Genomic DNA, 23,604 nt, shown 5'->3' with positions numbered 1-23,604 from the left:
ATCTAGACTCTGAGCTCACCGCAACGGATGGCTACCGCTTCGTGAATCAACGAGCACGCCGCGGATCCTGCCGTCCTGGTCTGCGGAAATGAGAACTCCACGAGGGAGCTACGCCTTTGAGTCTAGTTGGGAACGATGAGAGCCGTTTGACAGGGTGCTTCGCAGGTCTGCGCGTCCTGGATTTCTCGACCACGATTGCCGGCCCACACTGTGCACGCATGCTTGCAGATATGGGTGCGGAGGTGATCAAGATCGAGTCAGCCGAAGGTGAAACCATGCGCACCCGGCCGCCCGTGCGCAGCGGCTGCTCCACCGCCTTCGGCCAGCTCAACGTCGGCAAGAAGAGCGTCGTGCTCAATCTGAAATGCGCAGGGGATATCGACGCGGTGCGTCGGCTGGTCGCAACCGCCGATATCCTGGTCGAGAATTTCCGGCCCGGCGTGATGCAGCGGCTCGGGCTGTCCTATGCCGCCCTGAGCGCTTTGAACCCGCGGCTGATCTACTGTTCGATCTCGGGCTACGGCCAGACCGGCCCGTCGGCGGAACTCCCGGCCTATGCGCCGGTGATCCATGCCGCTTCCGGCTACGACATGGCGCATCTCGCCTATCAGCCCGGACGCAACCGGCCGGACCATTGCGGCATCTATCACGCCGACGTCGTGACCGGGACCTATGCCTTCGGCGCCGTCGCCTCGGCCCTCTACCAGCGCGAGCGCACCGGGCAGGGCCAGCACATCGACTGCTCGATGCTGGAATCGATGCTGAGCCTGACGCTCAACGAAATCCAATGGTCGCAATTTCCGGTTGCCCCGCCGTCACGGCCGACCTTCGGTCCGGCGGAGTGCCGCGACGGCTACGTCATGATCGCGATCGCCAGCGAGAAGACGTTCCAGAACCTGATGGGTGTCATCGGCCATCCGGAGTGGGTGCAGGATGCGAGGTTCGAGAAATATTCCGACCGGCGGGCAAACTGGGGTGCGCTGATGGATGGCGTCGAGGCCTGGTCGCGGCGGCTCAGCGTGGCCGAATGCCTGGAGGCGTTGAACGCGGGCGGCGTGCCCAGTTCGGCCTATCGCAGCGTCGCCGATGCGCTGGCTGATCCGCAGATCGCGCATCGCGGCGCGCTGGCGGAGGTCGAGGATGCCGCCGGCACTTTCAAGGTCGTCAATTTGCCGTTCCGGATGTCGGCGGCAAAGGTCGGCGCGGCGCCATGGGCGGCGGGTCTCGGGGAGCATACGGCGGACGTTCTCAGCGAGGTCGGCGCCGACGCCGCCGAACCGCGCTGACTCGGCCGAGACAAAAGGCTGCAGGGCAGCCATGACCGCGCGCATTGCGCGCGGCCTTGCTGCTCCGCGCGTTTCCCGCCAATGTTCCCGGCGTTGCAACAACAGTCCGGACCAGCCGGACGCGCTCGTGCCGGGAGGATGTCCGAAGGCGCTGCTGTGATGCGCAGCCGCCGTTCGCCCCGTCGATGTGCCGTCCGGTCCCGCCAGCCAACCGGACCACGGGAGTGAAATGATGAAGAGCTTCAAGGTCACCGATTTCAATGCGCCGCTGACCGAGGTCGACGAGCCGACGCCGCAGCCGTTCGGCAAGCAGGTGCTGATCAAGGTGAAGGCGGCGGGCGTCTGCCACAGCGACCTGCACATCTGGGAAGGCGGCTATGATCTCGGCCACGGCCGCAAGCCGTTGTCCTTGAAGGACCGTGGCGTTTCGCTGCCGCGGACCATGGGCCATGAGAGCGCGGGCGAGATCGTCGCATTCGGGCCCGATGTCACCGAGGCGGAGAAGGGCGGGCTGAAGGTCGGCGACGTCGCGCTGGTCTATCCCTGGATCGGCTGCGGCAAATGTGCCACCTGCCTCGCCGGCGACGAGAATATGTGCCTGAAGCCCGCGTCGCTTGGCGTGTATTGCGACGGCGGCTATGCCGACCACATGACCGTGCCGCATCCGCGCCACCTGATCGATCTCAAGGGGCTCGATCCGGTGACCACGGCGCCTTACGCCTGCTCGGGCGTCACCACCTACAGCGCGCTGAAGAAGGTCGAGAAGGATTTCGATACGCCGATCGTGATCTTCGGCGCCGGCGGCCTCGGGTTGATGGCGCTGTCGCTGCTGAAGGCCATGGGCGGCAAGGGCGCGATCGTCGTCGACATCGACGCGCGCAAGCGCGAGGCCGCGCTCGAGGCGGGCGCGCTGGCAGCGATCGACGGCAAGGCGCCGGATGCGCTGGAGCAGCTGAACAGGGCGGCCGGCGAGCCGATCCGCGCCGTGATCGACCTGGTCGGCAATGCCGCCACCGCGCAGCTCGGCTTCGACTGTCTCACCAAGGGCGGCAAGCTCGTCATGGTCGGCCTGTTCGGCGGCGGCGCGCCGTGGGCGCTGCCGCTCATCCCGATCAAGGCGGTGACGATCCAGGGCAGCTATGTCGGCAATCTCCGCGAGACGAAAGAGCTGCTCGACCTCGTCCGCACCAAGAACATCCCGCCGATCCCGGTGACCCCGATGCCGCTCGCCAAGGCCAACGACGCCCTGCACGGCTTGCAGAAGGGCCAGCTGGTCGGCCGCGCGGTGCTGACGCCGTAAGCGGCAGTGCTCTCCTCGTCATGGCCGGGCTTGACCCGGCCATCCACGCCCCGGGCGCTATGTCGCTTGAAGTGATGGATGCCCGGGTCAAGCCCGGGCATGACGGCTGTCCATATTGTGTCAGAAAGCTTCGCCCCATGCTCTCCAGCAACGCCCTCCACATTGCAGTTCTCCCCGGTGACGGCATCGGGCCTGAGGTCATGTCGCCGGCACTTGAAGTCCTGCGCAAGGTGGAAGCCAAGGCCGGCCTGTCGTTCCGCTTCACCGAGGCTCAGGCCGGCGCCAACAACTATCTCGCGACCGGCGCCTCGATCGCGGAGTCGACGATCCGGCTGTGCGAGGAGGCGGATGCCATCCTGCTCGGCGCCTGCGGACTGCCGTCGGTGCGCTATCCCGACAACACCGAGATCGCGCCGCAGATCGAGCTGCGCTTCCATTTCGATCTCTATGCCGGTGTGCGGCCGGCGCGGCTGATCCCGGGCGTGCCGAGCCCGATCGTCGGTGCTGACAGCAAAGGCATCGACTTCGTCGTCATCCGCGAATCCACCGAGGGCCTGTTCGCCTCGATGGGCAAAGGTGTGGTGACACATGAAGAGGCGCGCGAGACGCTCGTCATCACCCGCAAGACATCCGAGCGGCTGTTCAACTTCTCCTTCAAGCTCGCCGAGCGGCGCAAGGCGCGCGGCCGCCCGGGCACGTTGGGCTGCGTCGACAAGGCCAATGTGTTCAAGGCCTTCGCCTACTTCCGCAAGATCTTCGACGAGGTCGCGGAGCTTCATCCTGACGTGAAGACGGAGCGGCTCTACATCGATGCCTGTGCGCTGATGCTGGTGAAGCGTCCCTGGGATTTCGACGTGCTCGTCACCGAGAACATGTTCGGCGACATTCTGTCCGACCTCGCCGCCGGCCTTGTCGGCGGCATGGGCATGGCGCCCTCGGCCGACATCGGCGACCGTCACGCCGTGTTTCAGCCTTGCCACGGGACGGCGCCAGACATCATGGGGCAGGGCAAGGCCAACCCCACCGCGATGATCCTGTCGGCGGCGATGATGCTGGACTGGCTGGCCGACACCCACGGCATCGAGGGCGCGGCCGAGGCGGCGCAGCGGATCGAGCGGGCCGTCGATCAAGTCTACGCGTCCGGCCTCAAGCCGTTCGAGTTCGGCGGCCACGCCGGCACGATCGACGTCACCAAGGCCGTCCTGGAGGCGCTTTAGCGTCCTTTGAACCGCGGCTTGCGCTTCTCCATGAAGGCGCGGCGGCCCTCGCGGAAGTCGTCCGAGTCCATGCAGGCGTCGCCGATGCGCTTGATGGCGTCCATGTCGCGGCGGCTCTCGTCCTTGAGCACCTCGGCGATGGTGATCTTGGCGGCTTGTACCGCCAGCGGCGCGTTGGCGGCGATGGTGCGGGCGATGTCGAGCGTGGCCGGCATCAGTTCGTTTGCGGCCATCATCCGGTCGATCAGCCCGATCCGCAGCGCCTCCGCCGCATCGATCCGCATCCCCGTATAGAGCAGCAGCCGCGCCTGGGACGGGCCGACCAGCGACACCAGGTTGCGCAGGCCCTCATAGCCATAGGCGATGCCGAGCCTGGCGGCGGGAATGCCGAACTGGCTGTCCTCCGATGCGAAGCGCATGTCGGCGTACATCGCGATCTGCAATCCCCCACCCAGGCAGAAGCCCTGGATGCAGGCGATCGTCGGCTTCGGATAGGCCGCGAGCAGCGCGCGCTGGGCGGCGCTCTTCTGCGCATAGGCCTCGGAGGCCGCGGCGTTGTGGCGGCTCTGCTCGAACTGGCTGATGTCGGCACCGGAGACGAACGCCTTGCCGCCGGCGCCGGTGAGCACGACGACCCGGATGTCCTGGTCGTCGCGCAGCGCGACGAGCGCCTCGCCGAGCCCCTCCCACATCTCCAGCGACATCGCATTGCGCTTGTCGGGATTGTTGAAGGTGATGGTGCCGACGCCGTCGCCGGTCTTGCCCATGAGGATCTTGCCGTCGGCAAGAGCGGAGGAATGCGCGGGACTGGTCGGCATGAGAGTCCGTCGACTGGAGGGCAGGCGGCCTGCATCGTTCGCCGTTTCGCGCTGCGGCGTCAATGCGAGATCAAACGGGTAATGATCGGCTGCGAAAAGCGGATGGCTCCGGCCCCGACCCGCCGAGGCGAGACGCCGGCATGCCGCCACTTCCTATGACGGCAGTGATCGCGAGATCAGAACAGTGACGCAGCCTCGGACCGCTCAGCCATTGCCGGGCGGACGAGAGGGGCCGGGAGGACCGGCCGCGTCGATCGGTCGGCCTTCAGGCCGATGCAGTGAACTCGCCCGAGCCGGCAGAGCGCCTGGCGCCCCCAAGTTGCGCCCTCGAGCGAAGATGGCCCATACCCATCACGGGCAAGCCGGTCTGACGGAGCAGACGGCGTTGCCTATTCTTCGTTCGCTGCGATCGATTCCATCAGGGACACCAGCTGACGCTGGACGGTCTGGTCCTTGATCTTGCTGTAGGCGCGCAGCAACCGCAGGCTGAAGGCCGAATCCAGGAACAGGAGGCTCTCGACCTCGCGGGCCTTGCTGTCGCCGTCGTAGAAGAACGTCACGGGCACGTCGAGCGCGGTCGCGATCTGCTGAAGACGCGCGGCACCAACCCGGTTCACGCCCTTCTCGTACTTCTGGACCTGCTGAAAGCTCACGCCGAGCTTTTCGCCGAGTTCAGCCTGCGAGATCTTCTGCTCCACACGCCGGAGGCGAATGCGCTTGCCGAGCTCAATGTCCGGCTTGCCGGCACTGCGCTGCTTCATTTTCTTTGCCGCTGATTTATTCATACTGATTTTACCGTCCTTCCATCGGAAATCCCCCGAACAGATGGGTCAGGGGTTCACCCATATATACTGTTTTAAGTTGCTGTGGATGGATGAATTCGTCTTTAAACCACGGGTATTTGCCAGGGTTAAAAGCCTCCACCAGCCAGTCGATCATGTGGCGCACCCTAGGGATGCGGCCGGTGGTGGCGTGGTAGGACAGCCAGATGTCGTAAGACCATTTCAGCTCGACCTCCAACGGGACAATCTTCCCGCCCAGCGCACTCGCATAGGTTGGGAATACCCCGATACCGGCGCCGTGGGCGACCGCCCAGTAGTTGGCGCTGGAGACGTTGGTGGTCATGACGATCAGGTCGCGCTGCTCGTAGCCGGGGAAGATGGTCGCGAAGGCTGCATTGGCCGCGGCCTCGTCCGCCACCTGCAGGACCAGCCGGTGCTTCACCAGCTGGTCGATCGACTTCGGCGTGCCATAGGTTTCGAGATACTTCTCGCTGGCGAAGCACATCAGATGCATGCGGCCGAGCCGCACCAGCTTGACGTCGAGCGCCGCCGGCCGCGACAGGTGAATGGCGACGTCGGCTTCATGGCGCGACACGTCGGCCGAACGCATCGCGCAATAGAGGTCGACCATGACGTTCGGGAAGCTCTGCTGAAACTCCACCAGCCGCGGCGCCAGCCAGAACGTGCCGAGTCCCTCGGTGACGGCAACCCGCACCTCGCCCGAGGCCGCGCCGGCGAGCCCGTCTCCGGCGCGCAGCAGTTCGAAGGAGGCTGCTTCCATGCGCTCGACGGCGGAGACCACCAGCGCACCTTCGTCGGTGAGGCGAGCGCCGTGAACGTCGCGCGTGAACAGCGTCGCGCCGATCTGCCGCTCGAAATCGTCGATCCGGCGCCGCACCGCGTTGATCGAAAGCGTCAGCCGCTCGGCGGCCGAGCGGAAGCTGCCGGCCCTGACAACTTCGAGGAAGATGCGCGCGGCATCCCAGTCGGTGAGACTGGCGAGCGCGGATTTGCTGATCGCGGCCTTGCTTGGCGTGGGCCGGCCGATCGCGCTACGCGTCGACGACTTGGTCTCGGTCGCGCCCTTCGGGCTGGCGCCGCTGTCGGTCGCGGACTTGCTGTCAGAGTCAGGCACTACGGACCAATCACTTTCGCTCGCCGGCGCCAGCGGCGCGCCAGGGTCGGCCAGGTCCTGGCGTTCCTTTTGAGGAACGCCCCGTTCCGCCGCAACGCGCATACAAGCTGTCTCCGCCTGCTAGAGTGATTCCGAGAAAGTACGGACATGGCCAGTCGTGGCCGGGGTTGGTTCAGAGATCGAGGATCGATTGGGTCGAGTGTCTTCAGTCCTCTGCAGCATGCTGTTACCGCCCGCAACGGCGCGGAAGGTCATGTCTTGTACGATGTGGACACGTTTAGCGCGAGTCGGCGCCAGCATCGACGGTTTTTGTCCCGACTGCAATGAAATGGTATTCGAAGATGGCCCCTCGTCATGCTATCTTGATGAACGGATTGTGGCGCTGACTCCTCGAATGCCGGGATTTTCTCATTCGTCTTTGCGACGGGTCATGGCAGGATGCGTGTGGACGGGTCATGTGTCTGGGCGCGATGGTGCGGCCGGAACACGAGTCTCGGCGAGACGCACGGAGAACGCGCAGGGGAACAACGACGCGACGAACTTGGAAGCCATGTGGTCGGGACTTGCTCGGCTCCATCTCGTTGCACGCTAGAACGGAACGACGCCGGTGGCCAATTCAGACGAACAAATGCTTGCAGTGCTTGCATCCCTGGAGCAGTGCCGCGCGGCTCTCGCCGCGACGGGCAATCGCGAATCGGCGCATCTGGTCTCAGTGGCCATCCTTGACCTGCGCATGAAGCTCAACCGGCTGAGCGAGGACGATCTGAAGTCGCTGTGCGATGAGATGGTCCAAGCCGACAACCCCGACAAGCTGCGTGATTCGAAGCTGCAGCCCGGCCAACGTCGTCAGCCGCTCCTGCGCGTGGTGAAATAGCACGGTTCGTTATGTGCACAAAGGTGCATTTAGCGCAATCGTGATATGCTTTCCTTACAGATTTGGGCTGCGCTCCGCTCACACGATTCGGGCTTGAGCTCTCGATGCCGGGCTCGCGGGCGGGCTGCGGCTTGCCTGGAGCGCGCGGCGCGGTCGATTGGCCGGCGTGGCCGGGCCGGCTGCCGGGGCCCGCGCTGTCCGGCGCCTTCCGTAATATCGGCGCGTCTGTTGCGTATTCCCGGTATCGGCGGCAAGAAGCGTCGTGCCCCGGCCTGATCGCGCCGCTCGTGGGGCGTATCGCGGGAACAGCATGATCCAGAACGTATCGATACCGGCCGCGTTCATCGCCGGACTGGTGAGCTTTCTTTCTCCCTGCGTGCTGCCTCTGGTCCCGCCCTACCTGGTCTATCTCACGGGTGCCACGATCGAGCACATCGAGAGCGAGGAGCCGCCGTCGGCCTCCCGCCGTGCGGTGATGATCTCGGCGGCGCTGTTCGTGCTGGGCTTCTCCACCGTGTTCGTCATGCTCGGCGCGAGCGCCTCGCTGATCGGCGGCCTGATCCGGGCCTATTCCGAGCAGCTCTCCATCCTCGCCGGTATCGTGATCATCGTGATGGGCCTGCACTTCCTCGGCCTCACCCGGATCGCCTTCCTGATGCGCGAGGGGCGGCTGCCGATCCCTAAGCCGGTCGGTCTTTGGGGCGCCTACGTGATGGGGCTCGCCTTCGCCTTCGGCTGGACGCCATGTATCGGTCCGATCCTGGCGGCGATCCTGTCGATCGCGGCTGCCGAATCCACGGTCGCCAAGGGCGCCGGGCTGCTGGCGGTCTACTCCGCGGGCCTCGGAATTCCTTTCCTGGTCGCGGCCTTCATGATCGAGCAGTTCTCGGCGCTGTTCATGCGCATGCGCGGACATCTCGCCAATGTCGAGCGCGCGATGGGCGTGCTGATGATCGCAACCGGCATCGGCTTCCTCACCGGCGCGGTGTCGACCTTCAGCATCTGGCTGCTCGAGACCTTCCCGGCGCTGCAGAAGTTCGGCTGAGTTCAGTGGCTCAATCTTCCAGCTTGCAACTGATGGTGTAGACGACGCCGGGCGGCAGGAAGTCGACGGTGGCCTCGCCGCCCAGTTGATCGCGCGCACTGCGCTCGATCAGGCGCGAGCCGAAACCGCGCTGGATCGGAGCCGAGACGACGGGGCCGCCGGTCTCGCGCCACACCAGCCGCAGGCGGCCCGGCAGTTTCTTGGCGGCGTCCGGCTGAGTGAACTCCCAGGACAGATCCACCGCTCCGGTGTCGTTGGACAGCGCGCCATACTTGGCCGCATTGGTCGCGATCTCGTGCACGATCATCGACAGCACGACCGCGAGCCGCGGTGACAGCGCGACCTTCGGGCCGGTGATGCGGATGCGCTCGGGATTGTTCAATTGATACGGCTTGAGGACGCGCCCGATCACGTCCTCGAGCTCGGAGCCCTGCCATTTCTCCTTGCTGAGCAGGTTATGTGCTTCGGCCAGTGCGCCAAGCCGGCCCTCGAACTTCTCACGCTCGGCGCGGCTGGCGCTGCGGAAGCTCTGCACCGCGATCGCCTGCAGGATCGCCAGCGTGTTCTTGACACGGTGGTTGAGCTCCTCGATCAGCAGATCGTGCAGCGTCTCGGCGCGCGCGATCGTCGTCGCCATGCGCACCGCGAAGGCAAGGCCGATCGCCAGCATGATGCCGCCGAGCAGGCTCGTGATCGCAAGGTTGCGCCACAGCGGCGCGACCAGCGACTCCTCGCTGATGCCGGCGCCGATGATCCAGCCGGTCAGGCTCGAACGGGTGAAGCTCGATAGCAGCGGCACGCCTTCGAGCGAGGTGCTCGAGAGCGTCGCCTCGGGCTCGCTCATCATGCGATCGATTACCGTCGGCGACGCCTTCTTGCCGATCGTTGCCGCCGGATTGGGGACGCGCGCGAACACGGTGGCCTGACGGTCGAGCAGCGACAAGGTCCAGTCCGCACTCGGAAGCTGCTTTTCGAGCATGTTCTGGAACATGCCCACCGGCGGGCTGAACGAGATGTCGTAGATGACCTGGCCGTCGCGAAGCACCGGCACCTCGACCGTGACGATCAGGCTCTTCTTCACGATGCCGTAGAACAGGTCGGAATATTGCGGCTGCCGCGTCTCGAACACCCGCTGCGTGATCTCGCGGTTGCTACGGAGCGGCAGATTTGCCGTATCCGTCGTCGCCGAGGAGAACAGCTGGTGTCCTTCGCGGTCGGCGACCAGGATCGTGCCGTCCTTGCCGTACTGCTGGAGGAAGCCCATCGCGATCGGACGGAAGCGCTCGAAATCACCTGATGTCAGGGCATCGGTCAAGGCGAGGACTTGGATGCCCCCGGTCATGCGCTGCATCTCCGCATCGAGCGTCAGGCGGATGCTGCGCACCGTGTCGAGCACCCGCTGCCGCGCGTCGTTGCGGTCCTGCATGTAGTTGTGAAACACGATCCCGCCCGCGAACAGGATGAGCGGAAGCGTGGTCCCTGCGACCAGAAGAGCGAGCCGGACCGGCAGGGTGAGCTTCGGCACTGATGCCCCGTTGGTGGCGTTCGCGTTCGCCGTTCCGCGCCGCGGGAAGGACAGATACGGAAGCGTGGAGGTGGATGGCTGCGGCGAGCGGATATCAGGCTGCGGCGGCCGCATTCGCAATCGCTTTGCGGTTGCGGCCGTTCACATCCCCGTCAGCATAGGAGCGAGGTCTGCGCCCGCCAAGACCAATGCGTCGCGAATCTCCGGTTCCCTGAGCGGCTTTTTCGCCACAGCGGCTACTACAAATTGCTCTCCGCAATCGCTGCGTAGACCATGGTGCGCAGCTCGCGGCGGATCGGATAGGCGCTCGACGGCAGCACCTGCGTCATGAAGATCGTGATCAGCTCCTCCGCCGGGTCGATCCAGAACGCGGTCGAGGCGGCGCCGCCCCAGGCATATTCGCCGGCGCTGCCGGCGATCAGCGTTTTGGCCGGATCCATGGTCACCGAGAAGCCGAGACCAAAACCGATGCCGTTGTAGGCGGCCTCGGCGAACATCGAGCGCGACAGCGCCGGCAGGTCGACGCCGCCCGGCAGGTGGTTCGACGTCATCAGCTTCAGCGTCTTCGGCCCCAGCAGCCTGACGCCGCCGAGCTCGCCGCCATTGATCAGCGCGCGGCAGAAGGTGAGATAGTCCGCCGTCGTCGAACACAGGCCGCCGCCGCCGGAGATGAAGTCGGGCGGGCTCAGGAAGGTGCTGGTGGCGGGATCGTCCTGCAGGGTCAGGCCGCCCTTGCGGTCGGCGGCATGGAACGACATCATGCCCGCGGGATCGGCCGAGTAGCATGCGGCCAGACGGTGCGCCTTGGCGGCGGGGACGTGGAAGTCGGTGTCGGCCATCCCCAGCGGATCGAAGATGCGCTCCTTCAGGACTTGCTCGAACGGCTTGTCGGCGATCTTGCCGACGAGATAGCCGACCACGTCGGTCGAGACCGAGTAGTTCCAGGCCTCGCCGGGCGAGAACTCCAGCGGAATCTTCGCGAGGTCATCGATCATCGACTGCAAGGTGCCGGCCTTCTCGACCGCGCCGATCTTGGCGTCGCGATAGGCGGCATCGACGTTGGAGCGCTGCTGGAAGCCGTAGGTCAAACCCGACGTGTGGCGCAGCAGGTCGACGATCAGCATCGGCCGCGTCGGCGGCCGGCTGATGAAGGCCGGCGCCGTGCCCGCGACGAAGACGCCGAGGTTCTTCCATTCCGGAATGTACTTCGCGACCGGCTCGTCCAGCGCGACCTTGCCTTCTTCCACCAGCATCATGAAGGCGACCGAGGTGATCGGCTTGGTCATGGAGTAGATGCGGTAGATCGTCTGATCGCTGACCGGTACCTTGCGCTCGACATCGGCGTAGCCAATCGAGCTCGCATGCACGATCTTGCCGCGGCGATAGACCATCAGCTGGGTGCCCGGGAAGCGGCCGGCGTCGACGTAGCGCTGCTGCAGATGCGCATCGATGCGGTCCAGCGCAGCCTTGGACATGCCGACGGATTCGGGCGAGGCGGGGGTGGGGGCGAGCATCGGGCGTCTCCGCAAGCTTGATCTTGTTGTCATGACGCGCGTGGCAGCGCGGCTGCACGCGTCCGAGGGGCGCCAGCGTGATAGCCGAAATCGCCAGTCCTTCCAATGGCACCTGCCGTAGGAGTCGCATCCGCGAAAAGAAGGAGTGGTTCATCCACGCCGCTGAGTGAGGCTGCTGGAGTTCTCAAGAGATGAGACGCCGCTTTTTTCGAGACGCGGCAAATCGGGCCGATCCGGCGATGGACGAGGCTGCGGGCAGCTTCGGGTCACCAGTCTTGGGCCCGCAGATTCAGGTCATGAGAATCTCAGCCTGGGGACGGGGCAGGTGGGCCAGACGCGCGCGCGCGAGGCGCAGGGGCGGACCGGCCGTGAGACCATAAAGCGCCCCGCCCACTTCTTGTGCAACGCACAGGAAGTGGGCGAATCGCAAATTTTAGATGCTGCTTCGTGCCTCCGGAGCCGCCGGCGCTTTCGTCTAACTTGTTGATCATACAACGCTTCGCCCAAACTCGATGCTTGGCACAATGCTTGAATAGATGGTTCCGACGCCATCGATGCCGTCTGCGCAAACCCCATCCGACATCTGACGCTGCCCCTCCGAGGCACCTCCTCGGAACGCGCCCCTGTGCGCGATCGAACGGCGCCTGACGGACGGGCCTTTTCAACCGATCGAGCGCTTTTCAGACAAAGGACGACAGCACTCATGACGAAGACTGCCCATCCCGCTCGCCGCAACGGCATCAGCCGTCGTCAGCTTCTCAAGGCCGGCGCCGGCACGGCTGCACTGCTCGCCGCCGCCAAGCTGAACCTGCCGGCTGGTGCCTTCGCGCAAGGCGCAGGGCCGGAAGTCACCAGCGCCAAGCTCGGCTTCATCGCGCTGAGCGATGCCGGCCCGCTGTTCGTCGCCAAGGACAAGGGCATTTTCGCGAAGTACGGCATGCCCGACGTCGACGTGCAGAAGCAGGCGTCATGGGGCACCACGCGCGACAATCTCGTGCTCGGCTCCGAAGGCAACGGCATCGACGGCGCGCATATCCTCACGCCGATGCCCTACCTGATCTCCTCGGGCAAGGTAACGCAGAACAACCAGCCGACGCCGATGTACATCCTGGCGCGGCTCAATCTCGATGCGCAGTGCATCTCGGTCGCCAAGGAATATGCCGACTTCAAGCTCGGCCTGGACACCGCTCCGTTCAAGGCGGCGCTGGAGAAGAAGAAGGCGTCCGGCAAGTCGGTGAAGGCGGCGATGACCTTCCCCGGTGGCACCCACGATCTGTGGATCCGCTACTGGCTCGCCGCCGGCGGCATCGATCCCGACAAGGACATCGAGACCATCGTGGTGCCGCCGCCGCAGATGGTGGCGAACATGAAGGTCGGCACCATGGACTGCTTCTGCGTCGGCGAGCCGTGGAATGCGCAGCTCGTCAACCAGGGCATCGGCTACACCGCGGTCAACACCGGCGAAATCTGGAACAAGCATCCTGAAAAGTCGTTCGCGATGCGCTCAGCCTTCGTCGACAAATATCCGAAGGCCGCGAAGGCACTGACCATGGCGGTCATGGAGGCCCAGCAGTGGGCCGATAAGATGGAGAACAAGCAGGAGCTTGCGACCATCATGGCCAAGCGGCAGTGGATGAACTGCCCGGTTGATGACGTTGCCGGACGCACGGCCGGCAAGTTCGACTACGGCACCGGCAAGGTGGTCGAGAACTCGCCGCATATCATGAAGTACTGGCGCGACTTCGCCTCCTATCCGTTCCAGAGCCACGATCTCTGGTTCATCACCGAGGACATCCGCTGGGGCAAGTACGAGGCCGGGTTCGATGCGAAGTCGCTGATCGCCAAGGTCAACCGCGAGGACATCTGGCGCGAGGCGGCCAAGGAGATGAACGTCCCAGTGGCGGAGATCCCGACCTCCAAGTCGCGCGGCAAGGAGACGTTCTTCGACGGCAAGGTGTTCGATCCCGAAGATCCCGCCGCCTATCTGAAGTCGCTGTCGATCAAGCGCATCGACGCCTGATCAGGACCTTCGCCCGCGCGCGGACAACGCGCGCGGCCCCTCTCATTGCACGGAGAAAGGCTTCCGATGTCCATGCCAGCGTTGACCAATGATCACGCTCCGAAGATCGTGCCTGCCGCGTCACCCTCAACCTCCGCGTCCATCGTGACGATGACGCCGAAGCAGCAGCCGCGCGCCGAGCGCTATGTGAAGATGGCCCGCGAGGCCGCGGTGCGCATCGTGCCGCCGCTGATCGTGCTGGCGCTGTTCCTGATCGTTTGGGAGCTGCTCTGCCGCCGCGCCGGCTCGGCGCTGCCGCCGCCGTCGCGCGTGTTTTCGGACACGCGCGAGCTGATCTTCGATCCGTTCTTCGATCACGGCGGCATTGACAAGGGCCTGTTCTGGCATCTGGAGGCCAGTCTCCGCCGCGTGGCGATCGGCTATGCGATTGCCGCAATCGTCGGCGTCGCGCTGGGCACCCTGATCGGCCAGTCGGTGTGGGCGATGCGCGGGCTCGACCCGATCTTCCAGGTGCTGCGCACGATCCCGCCGCTCGCCTGGCTGCCGCTGTCGCTCGCCGCGTTCCGCGACGGCCAGCCCTCGGCGATCTTCGTCATCTTCATCACCTCGGTGTGGCCGATCATCATCAACACCGCGGTCGGCATCCGCAACATCCCGCAGGACTATCGCAATGTCGCGGCCGTCGTGCAGCTCAATCCGCTGGAGTTCTTCGCCAAGATCATGATCCCGGCGGCCGCGCCCTACATCTTCACCGGCCTGCGCATCGGCATCGGCCTGTCCTGGCTCGCGATCGTGGCGGCGGAAATGCTGATCGGCGGCGTCGGCATCGGCTTCTTCATCTGGGACGCGTGGAATTCCTCGCATATCAGCGAGATCATTCTCGCCCTGTTCTATGTCGGCATCATCGGCTTCGTGCTCGACCGCCTGATCGCGGTCGTCGGCAAGATCGTCACCCGCGGCACCGCGACGAACTGAGAGGGACAGCATCATGGCCTATCTGAAGCTCGACCACGTCGACAAGACTTTCACCCGCGGCGCCGCGACCACCGAGGTGCTGAAGGACATCAACCTGACGATCGAGAAGGGCGAGTACGTCTCGATCATCGGCCATTCCGGCTGCGGCAAGTCGACGATGCTCAACATCGTCGCCGGCCTCACCCAGGCCACCACTGGCGGCGTGCTGCTGGAGGAGCGCGAGGTGAATTCGCCGGGACCGGACCGCGCCGTCGTGTTCCAGAACCACAGCCTGCTGCCGTGGCTCACGGTCTATGAGAACGTGCGCCTCGGCGTCGACAAGGTGTTCGCCAAGACCAAGACGCGCGCCGAGCGCGACGCCTGGACCATGCACAATCTCAACCTGGTGCAGATGGCCCATGCCAAGGACAAGCGTCCGAACGAGATCTCCGGCGGCATGAAGCAGCGCGTCGGCATTGCGCGTGCGCTCGCCATGGAGCCGAAGGTGCTGCTGCTCGACGAGCCGTTCGGCGCGCTCGACGCGCTGACGCGCGCGCATCTGCAGGACTCGGTCATGGCGCTGCACCAAAAGCTCGGCAACACCATCCTGATGATCACCCACGACGTCGATGAGGCCGTGCTGTTGTCGGATCGCATCGTGATGATGACCAATGGTCCCAGCGCCCATATCGGCGAGGTGCTCGAGGTCGCGTTGCCGCGCCCGCGCAAGCGGCTCGAGCTCGCGACCAATGCCACCTACGTCAAGTGTCGCCAGCGCGTGCTCGAATTCCTCTACGAGCGGCACCGCTTCGTTGAGGCGGCCTGATCATTGCATGACCGAATCGGAGAGCGGATCGAACCGCTCTCCGCCTCCGGCGACTAACGGGTTCTCGTTTCAGCAAAAGGATTTCCCATGACGCCGTCTCAGATCGCATTGGTCCAGGAGAGTTTTGCCAAGGTCGGCCCGATTTCCGACCAGGCTGCCGTGATTTTCTACAACCGCCTGTTCGAGGTCGCGCCGCAGGTGCGCGCGATGTTTCCCGAGGATCTCACCGAGCAGCGCAAGAAGCTGATGGCGACGCTCGCCTTGGTCGTGAACGGGTTGTCTAACCTGCCCGCGATCCTTCCTGCAGCGAGCGCGCTTGCCAAGCGCCATGTCGGCTACGGCGCGAAGCCCGAGCATTACCCGATCGTCGGATCCGCGCTGCTGTGGACGCTGGAGAAGGGATTAGGCGCGGCCTGGACGCCTGACGTCGCCGACGCCTGGACCGCCGCCTATGGCACGTTGTCGGGCTTCATGATCGCCGAGGCCTATGGCAAGGCGCAGGCCGCGGAGTAAGCGCATTGAGTGAGCCGCTCGTCATCGTCGGCAACGGCATGGCCGCTGCGAAGCTGGTCGAGGAACTGTCGCACGCGGCGCTCGGCCGTTACGCGATCGCCGTGATCGGCGAAGAGCCGCGGCTCGCCTACAACCGCGTGCTGCTGTCCTCGGTGCTGGCGGGCGAGGCGGCCTTGCACGAGATCGAGCTCAAACCGGCCAATTGGTGGCGTGAACGCGGCGTGACGTTGAAGTACGGCGCGCGTGTCACCGGCATCGATGTCGGCCGGCGCGAGCTCCAGATCGAGAACGACGAAAACGTCGCGTTCTCGCGTCTGGTCCTCGCCACCGGCTCGCTGCCGCTGCGGCTGCCCGTGCCCGGAGCTGATCTGGCGGGCGTGCACACGTTTCGCGACAGCCGCGACACCGATGTGCTGCTGAGTCTCGCTGCAAAGAAAGCGCGCGTCGTCGTGGTCGGCGGCGGATTGCTGGGGCTGGAAGCCGCCTACGGTCTGGCGCGCGCCGGCGCCCAGGTCACGCTGCTGCATCTGATGGACCGGCTGATGGAGCGGCAGCTCGATGCGCCCGCAGCGGCGCTGTTGAAAGTCCTGGTCGAGCGCAAGGGCATCGAGGTCCTGCTGCAGGCGAGCACGGCGGCGATCCATGGCGAGGCCCGGGTCGAAGGCGTCGAGCTTGCCGATGGCCGGCGCATCGCTGCCGACGCGGTGATCTTCGCCGCCGGCATCAAGCCCAACGTGGCGCTCGCCAGGGAGGCGGGGCTCGCCGTAAATCGCGGCATCGCCGTCGACGACGTTATGCAGACCTCGGCGCCCGGCATCTTCGCGCTCGGCGAATGCGCCGAGCATCGCGGCACCTGCTACGGCCTGGTCGAGCCCGCCTACGAGCAGGCGCGGGTGCTGGCCCGGCATCTTGCCGGCCGCAAGGCGGCCTATAGCGGCAGCATCGTATCGACCAATCTGAAGGTCTCCGGCGTCGCGGTGTTTTCGGCCGGCGACTTCATCGGCGCCGACGGCAGCGAGGCGATCGTGCTCAACGATGTCAGGCGCGGCATCTACAAGAAGCTCGTGATCGCCGACGGCCGCCTGACCGGCGCCGTGCTGATCGGCGATACGCAGGATGCGCTCTGGTATCGCGATCTGATCCGCAGCCGGGAATCGATCGTATCGATCCGGACCGAGATGATGTTCGGCCGCGTGGGGACGCGGCCGAAGGCGGCGTGAGAGAGGGGCCTCGCACGATGACGAGCGTTGATCCGAAATTGCGTACGGTGCGCACCGCCTGTCCCTATTGTGGTGTCGGCTGCGGCGTGCTCGCCACGCCCGACGGCAGCGGCGGCGCGGCCATCTCCGGGGATCCCGTGCATCCCGCCAATCTCGGCCGGCTCTGCTCCAAGGGCTCGGCGCTCGGCGAGACGCTGGGCCTCGAGAACCGGCTCTTGTATCCGATGGTCCGCTGCAAGCACGGCATGGAGCGGGTGGCCTGGAGCGACGCCCTCGACCACGTCGCGACACGGCTGAAGCACATCGTCGCCCGCGACGGCGAGGACGCGGTGGCGTTCTATCTCTCGGGCCAGATGCTGACCGAGGACTATTACGTCGCCAACAAGCTGATGAAGGGCTTTCTCGGCTCGGCCAATGTCGACACCAATTCGCGGCTGTGCATGGCGTCCTCGGTCGCCGGCCATCGCCGCGCGTTCGGCAGCGATACCGTGCCCGGCACCTATGAGGATCTCGACCAGGCCGATCTGCTGGTGTTCGTCGGCAGCAACGCCGCCTGGTGCCATCCGGTTCTGTACCAGCGCATGCTGGCCAACAAGCAGAACCGGGGCGCGAAGTTCGTCGTCATCGATCCGCGCCGCACCGATACGTCCAGCGAAGCCGACCTTTTTCTCGGTCTGAAACCCGGCACCGATGCCGCGCTGTTTTCCGGCCTGCTGGTGCATCTCGCCGACAGCGGCGCGCTCGACGGTGATTACATCGTGCGGCACACGAGCGGCTTCGACGAGACGCTGGCGCGTGCCCGCAATCTCGCGGGCAGTGCCGCCGCGACCGCGCTTGCCACCGGTCTCTCGGAGGCCGATGTCGCGGCCTTCTTCAAGCTGTTCCGCGACACGCCCAAGGCCGTCACACTGTACTCGCAGGGCGTCAACCAGTCGGCGCAGGGCACCGACAAGGTCAACGCGATCCTCAACTGCCATCTCGCCACCGCGCGCATCGGCAGGCCGGGCATGGGGCCGTTCTCGCTGACGGGCCAGCCGAATGCGATGGGCGGCCGTGAGGTCGGCGGCCTCGCAAATCAGCTCGCCGCTCACATGAGCTTCACGCCGCCGGACATCGATCGTGTCAGACGCTTCTGGAAGGCCTCCGATATCGCCACCCATGAGGGCTTGAAGGCGGTGCAGATGTTCGAGGCGATCGCGCGCGGCCAGATCAAGGCGCTGTGGGTGATCGGTACTAACCCGGCGGTGTCGCTGCCGGATGCCGATCTTGTCCGCACTGCGCTGAAGAAGCTCGAACTGTTCGTCGTCTCCGAGAACGTCCGCTCCAACGACACCGTCGATGTCGGCGCGCATGTGCTGTTGCCGGCGCAGGCCTGGGGCGAGAAGTCGGGCACCGTGACGAATTCCGAGCGCCGCATCTCGCGCCAGCGGGCGTTCATGACGCCGGCCGGCGAGGCCAAGCCCGACTGGTGGATCCTCAGCGAGGTCGGCAAGCGGCTCGGCCACGCGGCCGCGTTCAACTACACCTCCGCCGCCGACGTCTTCCGCGAGCACGCCGCACTGTCGGCGTTCGAGAACGACGGCAGCCGCGACTTCGACATCGGCGGCCTTTCGACGTTGTCGGATGAGGAATACGACACGATGGCGCCGGTGCAGTGGCCGGTTCGCGCGGGCAAGCCGCCCGAGCCGCGCTTCTTCGCCGACGGCGCCTTCTACACCAACGACCGCAAGGCGCGCTTCGTCGCGCCGGAGGTGCCGGCGCTGCGCAGCGAGACCAACGCCGCGCGTCCGTTGCGGCTGAACACCGGGCGCATTCGCGATCAGTGGCACACGATGACGCGCACGGGCCTCAGCCCGCGTCTCGGCGCGCATCTGCCGGAGCCGTTCGTCGAGGTGCATCCGGACGACGCGCTGCGCTACGGCCTGATGCATGACGGCTTCGCCAAGGTCACGACCGAGCACGGACAGTGCATCCTGAAAGTCGTCGTCAGCGAGCGCCAGCAGCGCGGCATGCTGTTCGCGCCGATTCATTGGAACGCGACCAACTCCTCGCATGGCCGCGTCGGCGCGCTGGTCGCCTCGCACACCGATCCGTTCTCCGGGCAGCCCGAGGCCAAGGCGACGCCGGCCGCGATCTCACCTTACGAGTACGTCTTCCGCGGCTTCATCCTGTCTCGCACCGAACTCGCGCTGCCGTCCAATCTATGGTGGGTGCGCGCGACCGTGCCCGGCGGCTTCGGCTATCTGTTCGCCGACAATGGCGACCTGATGCGCTGGCCCGGCTGGTTCAAGGCGCGCGCGACCGAGGATGTCGCCGACTACATGGACGTCGGCGGCGGCGTCTATCGCGCCGCGTCGTTCGATGGCGATCGCATCGCGACCTCCGTGTTCGTCGGCCCCGGCCATGACGCCGGCGACTGGAACGTTGTCAAGACGATGTTCGCCGCCGACCGTCTCGACGACGAGCAGCGTCGCATGCTGCTGTCGGGACGCGCGCCGGATGGCACGGGCGGCGGCCCGATCGTCTGCGCCTGCTTCGGCGTCGGCCGCGACACCATCTGCGACGCGATCGCCGCGGGCGCCCGCACGCCGGCGGTGATCGGCGCGCAGCTCAAGGCCGGCACCAATTGCGGCTCCTGCATCCCCGAGATGAAGCGCCTGATTGCGCAGGTGCCGGCGCAGGCGGCTGATGCCGTGAAAGTGGCGAGCTAGCCTCGATCGACGACCCTGAGACGAGGGCGCAGCCCTCGTCATTGCGAGCGAAGCGAAGCAATCCAGAGTCCCGTCCACCATCCTGGATTGCTTCGCTGCGCTCGCAATGACGGCGTGCGGTGATCGACGTCGCGCACCGCATCCTCTATGCTCCCCTCCATGAAGCACAAGACATTCGGAACCGGCGGCACCGGCGTGTCCGTGATCGGGCAGGGCACCTGGTATCTCGACCACGCCGATCGCAAGCGCGCCATCGCGACCTTGCAGCGCGGGCTCGACCGCGGCATGACGCATATCGACACCGCGGAGATGTACGGCGAGGCCGAGCTCGTCATCGCCGAGGCGATCGCCGGCCGCCGCGACGAGGTGTTCCTGGTCTCCAAGGTGCTGCCGAGCAACGCGTCGCCCAAAGGCACCATCACGGCCTGCGAGCGCTCGCTGACGCGGCTCAAGACCGACCGTCTCGATTGCTACCTGCTGCATTGGCCGGGCTCTTATCCGCTGGAAGAGACGGTCGCGGCATTCGAGGAGCTGAAATCCACCGGCAAGATCGCCTCCTGGGGCGTCAGCAATTTCGACGTCGACGATCTCGACGAGCTGCTCGACGTGGCAGGCCCCGGCAAGATCGCCTGCAACCAGGTGCTCTATCATCTGCAGGAGCGCGCCATCGAGCATGCCGTCATCCCGTGGTGCGGCCAGCACGGCGTCGCGGTGGTCGCTTATTCGCCGTTCGGCCATGACGACTTCCCCGAGCGCCGCAGTCCCGGTGGCGAGGTGCTGCAGCGCATCGCCGATCAGCACCAGGCGACGCCGCGCCAGATCGCGCTCGCCTTCCTCACCCGCGCCTCGTCGCTGCTCGCGATCCCCAAAGCGTCGCGCCCGGAGCACGCCGAGGCGAACGCCGCCGCCGGCGACATCGAGCTGACCGCGGCCGAGATCGCCGCGATCGATCGCGCCTTCCCGCGCGGGCCGAAGCCACGGGGCTTGCCGATGCTGTAGTGCAGCATCACGGAATCTTACGGAGTTTTGCTACTCCGGCGCGTGGTCAGCGCATAGATGCTGCCCGCTTTCAACGGGTTGTCGCCACGGCGTGATTGGCGTTTTGTCGCCTCTCACCGAATCGTTCCGTCTCTCAACCTTTCGAGTTCGACCGTGACCCCGCCCCCGAGTGCGGCAGCCGCCGCGCGACTCGACGACGTGCCGACCTCCGTGCAGCAGAAGCCCGCCGCTTCGCCCAAGCGTGCGCCCGCACGCGCCGACCGCCCGTTCCGCGGCATCGCGCTGATCCTGCTGTCGACCGTGTTTCTCGGCACCTCGGACGTCACGGCGAAATATCTCTCCAAGACGTTGCCCTCGATCGAGATCACCTGGATCCGCTTCGTGGTGTTCGCGCTGATCATGGTGCCGGCGATGATCCCGGCCTCGCCGCTGTTTGCGATGCGCACCGAGCGGGTCGGGTTCCATCTGCTGCGCGGCGTCGCGCTGCTCGGCTCGTCGATCATGTTCATCTCCGGCCTGCGCTATCTGCCGATCGCGGAAGCCTCCGCCACCGGCTTCGTCGCGCCGCTGTTCGTGACGGCGCTGTCGATCGTCTTCCTCAGCGAGAAGGTCGGCCTGCGCCGCTGGATCGCGACCGCCGTCGGCCTGTTCGGCGTGCTGATCATCCTGCGCCCGGGCACCGGCGCCTTCCATCTCGCCGCGCTGTTTCCGATCGCCTCGGCGTTCGCCTGGGCCTGCACCCTGATCATGACGCGGATGATGAGTGGTCGCGAGCATGCCATCACCATCATGACCTATTCGTCGATCGCCGGGGTCTGCCTGCTCTCGGCGATGGTGCCGTTCGTCTGGGTGACGCCGTCCTGGCAGGACATCGGCTTCGGCGTGCTGGTCGGCGTCGCCTCGACCATGGGGCAGTGGATCGTCGTGCTCGCCTTCCGTTATGCCGACGCCTCGGTGCTGGCGCCGTTCTCCTACACCCAGCTGTTGTGGGTCAGCATCCTCGGCTTCCTGGTGTTCGGCGAGCTGCCGGATGTCTGGACCATCGTCGGCGCCGCCTTCATCGTTTCCAGCGGCCTCTACACCGCCCATCGCGAGCGCGTCCGCCGCTCGCAACTGCTGCAAGTGGCCGGCGAGAGTTCGCCGAATCCTTAGACGTTAAGCCCACGTCATTCCGGGGCGAGGCCGAAGGCCTCGAACCCGGAATCTCGCGCTTGTCTTGCTCCCGCGCCTCATCTCGGGACTCCGGGTTCAAGGCCTATGGCCTTGCCCCGGAATGACGGAGCGTGTGGCTTGGAGTTGGCTCCGGCCGATGCTACCTCTGCTCCCGAGCAACAAGAACAATGGGGAGCACGCCGCGATGATCGATCTGACGCCCGAGACCGTATTGCCTGATGACGGCGCCAGCGGCACGCTGGTCGGCCGGGTCTGGCGCCCCGAGGCCGACGGCCCGGCCGTGGTCGCTGTGCGCGCCGATGGCGTTTATGACGTCACCTCGGCCTTCCCGACCGTCACCGCGCTCTGCGAGCACGACGATCCCGCCGCGGCGCTGAATGCGATGAAAGGCGATCGCATCGGCGACCTCGCCGCCATCCTTGCCAACACGCCGCCCGACCGCCGCGATCCCGCCAAGCCGTGGCTGCTGGCGCCCGTCGACCTGCAGGTGCTGAAAGCTGCCGGCGTCACCTTCGCGATCTCGATGCTGGAGCGCGTCATCGAGGAGCGCGCGCGCGGCAATCCGGCCTCGGCCGAGGCGATCCGCAAAGAAGTGGTGCGCCTGGTCGGCGACGATTTCTCCAAGCTCAAGCCGGGCTCGGACCAGGCGATGCACCTGAAGCAGGTGCTGATCGAGCAGAACGCCTGGAGCCAGTATCTGGAGGTCGGCATCGGCCCCGATGCCGAGGTCTTCACCAAGGCGCCGACGCTGTCGTCCGTCGGCACCGGCATGGACGCCGGGCTGCATCCGAAATCGACCTGGAACAACCCGGAGCCGGAGGTCGTGCTGGTGGTGTCGAGCCGGGGCGCGATCGTCGGCGCCACGCTCGGCAACGACGTCAATCTGCGCGACTTCGAGGGCCGCTCCGCGCTGCTGCTGTCCAAGGCCAAGGACAACAACGCCTCCTGCGCCATCGGCCCGCTGCTGCGCCTGTTCGACAAGAGATTCACCTTGGATGACGTCCGCAAGATGGACGTCGCGCTCAACGTGACCGGCAGCGACGGCTTCGTGCTCGACGGCCATTCGTCGATCAGCAAGATCAGCCGCGATCCGACCGATCTCGTCGCCCAGACCATCGGCACCGTGCATCAATATCCCGACGGCTTCGCGCTGTTCCTCGGCACGATGTTCGCACCCGTCAAGGACCGCGACGCGGCGGGCCAGGGCTTCACCCACAAGCGCGACGACATTGTCACCATCTCCGCCCCCCAGCTCGGCCGCCTCGTCAACCGCATGCGCAACAGCGACGAATGCGAGCCCTGGACGTTCGGCGTGAGTGCGCTGATGCGGAGTCTCGCGCGGCGGAAGCTGATCTGAGGTACGGCGGCTTCCACAAACTCGGTGTCATTCCGGGGCGCGCGACAGCGCGAGCCCGGAATCCATACGCCGCAGCGGGCGTGAGGCAGATGGTCTGAGTTGCGATCGCGCTCCACTACGCAGGTTCGTGGTTATGGACTCCGGGCTCGCTCGCTATCGCGAGCGCCCCGGAGCGACGACCAGGTTGGAGTGGCCGTCGGCGAAGACGTCATGGGACGCCGATCAGGAACGGCCCGGGACGCCCCACAGCACTCAGTTGTCATCGCCCGGCTTGATGTTCAGCCCGGATACATCACCGACAGGTGTTCGGAGACATAGCCGACACGTCATAATGC

The 23,604-nt window shown here is 65.9% G+C and carries 19 protein-coding genes; 14 read left to right on the top strand and 5 right to left on the bottom strand.

Annotated features, from left to right (window positions below; genetic code table 11):
• The first annotated feature begins 116 nt into the window (after positions 1-116).
• The 3 genes from ACQR1L_RS03775 to ACQR1L_RS03765 all read left to right on the top strand — a co-directional run bounded on the left by ACQR1L_RS03775 (position 117) and on the right by ACQR1L_RS03765 (position 3,803).
• The gene (locus ACQR1L_RS03775) at positions 117-1,286 is read left to right on the top strand and encodes a CaiB/BaiF CoA transferase family protein (RefSeq protein ID WP_434856597.1); all 1,170 of its coding nucleotides are present in this window, start codon (positions 117-119) and stop codon (positions 1,284-1,286) included.
• 232 nt (positions 1,287-1,518) lie between these two features.
• Entirely contained in the window at positions 1,519-2,586 is a 1,068-nt protein-coding gene (locus ACQR1L_RS03770) for an alcohol dehydrogenase (RefSeq protein WP_434856596.1), read from the top strand.
• 137 nt (positions 2,587-2,723) lie between these two features.
• Positions 2,724-3,803 (top strand): isocitrate/isopropylmalate dehydrogenase family protein, encoded by a 1,080-nt coding sequence (locus ACQR1L_RS03765; protein ID WP_434856595.1) that lies wholly within the window; start codon positions 2,724-2,726, stop codon positions 3,801-3,803.
• On the opposite strand, the gene ACQR1L_RS03760 is transcribed toward ACQR1L_RS03765, so the two are convergent.
• From ACQR1L_RS03760 to ACQR1L_RS03750, 3 genes are all read right to left on the bottom strand, one after another.
• On the bottom strand, positions 3,800-4,621 hold the full coding sequence (locus tag ACQR1L_RS03760; RefSeq protein ID WP_434856594.1) for an enoyl-CoA hydratase: 822 nt from the start codon (positions 4,619-4,621) through the stop codon (positions 3,800-3,802). The genes ACQR1L_RS03765 and ACQR1L_RS03760 overlap by 4 nt on opposite strands.
• A 389-nt stretch (positions 4,622-5,010) precedes the next feature.
• Positions 5,011-5,406 carry a helix-turn-helix domain-containing protein gene (locus ACQR1L_RS03755; RefSeq protein ID WP_015668220.1) on the bottom strand — a complete coding sequence of 132 codons (396 nt, stop codon included), beginning with the start codon at positions 5,404-5,406 and terminating at the stop codon, positions 5,011-5,013.
• Between the two features lie 7 nt (positions 5,407-5,413).
• Entirely contained in the window at positions 5,414-6,640 is a 1,227-nt protein-coding gene (locus ACQR1L_RS03750; RefSeq protein WP_434856593.1) for a LysR family transcriptional regulator, read from the bottom strand.
• Between the two features lie 526 nt (positions 6,641-7,166).
• Here ACQR1L_RS03750 and ACQR1L_RS03745 point away from each other — a divergent pair.
• Both ACQR1L_RS03745 and ACQR1L_RS03740 read left to right on the top strand, forming a co-directional pair.
• Positions 7,167-7,412, top strand: coding sequence for a hypothetical protein (locus tag ACQR1L_RS03745; protein WP_434857227.1), 246 nt, complete (start codon positions 7,167-7,169; stop codon positions 7,410-7,412).
• A 310-nt stretch (positions 7,413-7,722) separates the two neighbouring features.
• Positions 7,723-8,457 carry a cytochrome c biogenesis CcdA family protein gene (locus ACQR1L_RS03740; protein WP_434856592.1) on the top strand — a complete coding sequence of 245 codons (735 nt, stop codon included), beginning with the start codon at positions 7,723-7,725 and terminating at the stop codon, positions 8,455-8,457.
• Positions 8,458-8,467: 10 nt separating this feature from the next.
• Here ACQR1L_RS03740 and ACQR1L_RS03735 read toward each other — a convergent pair whose 3' ends face one another.
• Positions 8,468-9,982, bottom strand: coding sequence for a sensor histidine kinase (locus tag ACQR1L_RS03735; protein WP_434856591.1), 1,515 nt, complete (start codon positions 9,980-9,982; stop codon positions 8,468-8,470).
• A gap of 239 nt (positions 9,983-10,221) precedes the next feature.
• The gene (locus ACQR1L_RS03730) at positions 10,222-11,496 is read right to left on the bottom strand and encodes a serine hydrolase domain-containing protein (protein ID WP_434856590.1); all 1,275 of its coding nucleotides are present in this window, start codon (positions 11,494-11,496) and stop codon (positions 10,222-10,224) included.
• A 703-nt stretch (positions 11,497-12,199) separates the two neighbouring features.
• On the opposite strand from ACQR1L_RS03730, the gene ACQR1L_RS03725 reads away from it, so the two are divergent.
• The 9 genes from ACQR1L_RS03725 to ACQR1L_RS03685 all read left to right on the top strand — a co-directional run bounded on the left by ACQR1L_RS03725 (position 12,200) and on the right by ACQR1L_RS03685 (position 23,269).
• On the top strand, positions 12,200-13,516 hold the full coding sequence (locus ACQR1L_RS03725) for a CmpA/NrtA family ABC transporter substrate-binding protein (RefSeq protein WP_434856589.1): 1,317 nt from the start codon (positions 12,200-12,202) through the stop codon (positions 13,514-13,516).
• A 66-nt stretch (positions 13,517-13,582) separates the two neighbouring features.
• Positions 13,583-14,491, top strand: a complete 909-nt coding sequence (ntrB, locus tag ACQR1L_RS03720; RefSeq protein WP_434856588.1) for a nitrate ABC transporter permease — start codon at positions 13,583-13,585, stop codon at positions 14,489-14,491.
• A 10-nt stretch (positions 14,492-14,501) separates the two neighbouring features.
• Positions 14,502-15,296 carry an ABC transporter ATP-binding protein gene (locus ACQR1L_RS03715; RefSeq protein WP_434857226.1) on the top strand — a complete coding sequence of 265 codons (795 nt, stop codon included), beginning with the start codon at positions 14,502-14,504 and terminating at the stop codon, positions 15,294-15,296.
• Positions 15,297-15,383: 87 nt separating this feature from the next.
• Positions 15,384-15,809: a globin family protein gene (locus ACQR1L_RS03710; protein ID WP_434856587.1), complete on the top strand. Its 426-nt coding sequence runs from the start codon at positions 15,384-15,386 to the stop codon at positions 15,807-15,809.
• A 5-nt stretch (positions 15,810-15,814) separates the two neighbouring features.
• Positions 15,815-17,029 carry an NAD(P)/FAD-dependent oxidoreductase gene (locus tag ACQR1L_RS03705; RefSeq protein WP_434856586.1) on the top strand — a complete coding sequence of 405 codons (1,215 nt, stop codon included), beginning with the start codon at positions 15,815-15,817 and terminating at the stop codon, positions 17,027-17,029.
• Positions 17,030-17,046: 17 nt separating this feature from the next.
• Complete coding sequence (locus tag ACQR1L_RS03700; protein ID WP_434856585.1) at positions 17,047-19,740, top strand: nitrate reductase; 2,694 nt, start codon at positions 17,047-17,049, stop codon at positions 19,738-19,740.
• 159 nt (positions 19,741-19,899) lie between these two features.
• Positions 19,900-20,739 (top strand): aldo/keto reductase, encoded by an 840-nt coding sequence (locus ACQR1L_RS03695; protein WP_434856584.1) that lies wholly within the window; start codon positions 19,900-19,902, stop codon positions 20,737-20,739.
• A 198-nt stretch (positions 20,740-20,937) separates the two neighbouring features.
• The gene (locus tag ACQR1L_RS03690; protein ID WP_434857225.1) at positions 20,938-21,891 is read left to right on the top strand and encodes a DMT family transporter; all 954 of its coding nucleotides are present in this window, start codon (positions 20,938-20,940) and stop codon (positions 21,889-21,891) included.
• A gap of 205 nt (positions 21,892-22,096) precedes the next feature.
• On the top strand, positions 22,097-23,269 hold the full coding sequence (locus ACQR1L_RS03685; protein WP_434856583.1) for a fumarylacetoacetate hydrolase family protein: 1,173 nt from the start codon (positions 22,097-22,099) through the stop codon (positions 23,267-23,269).
• Positions 23,270-23,604: the final 335 nt, after the last annotated feature.

Source organism: Bradyrhizobium sp. HKCCYLR20261 (genome assembly GCF_051168435.1).
In the GTDB taxonomy this organism is placed as follows: Bacteria; Pseudomonadota; Alphaproteobacteria; order Rhizobiales; family Xanthobacteraceae; genus Bradyrhizobium.
This window is presented reverse-complemented; position numbering and strand designations above follow the sequence as displayed.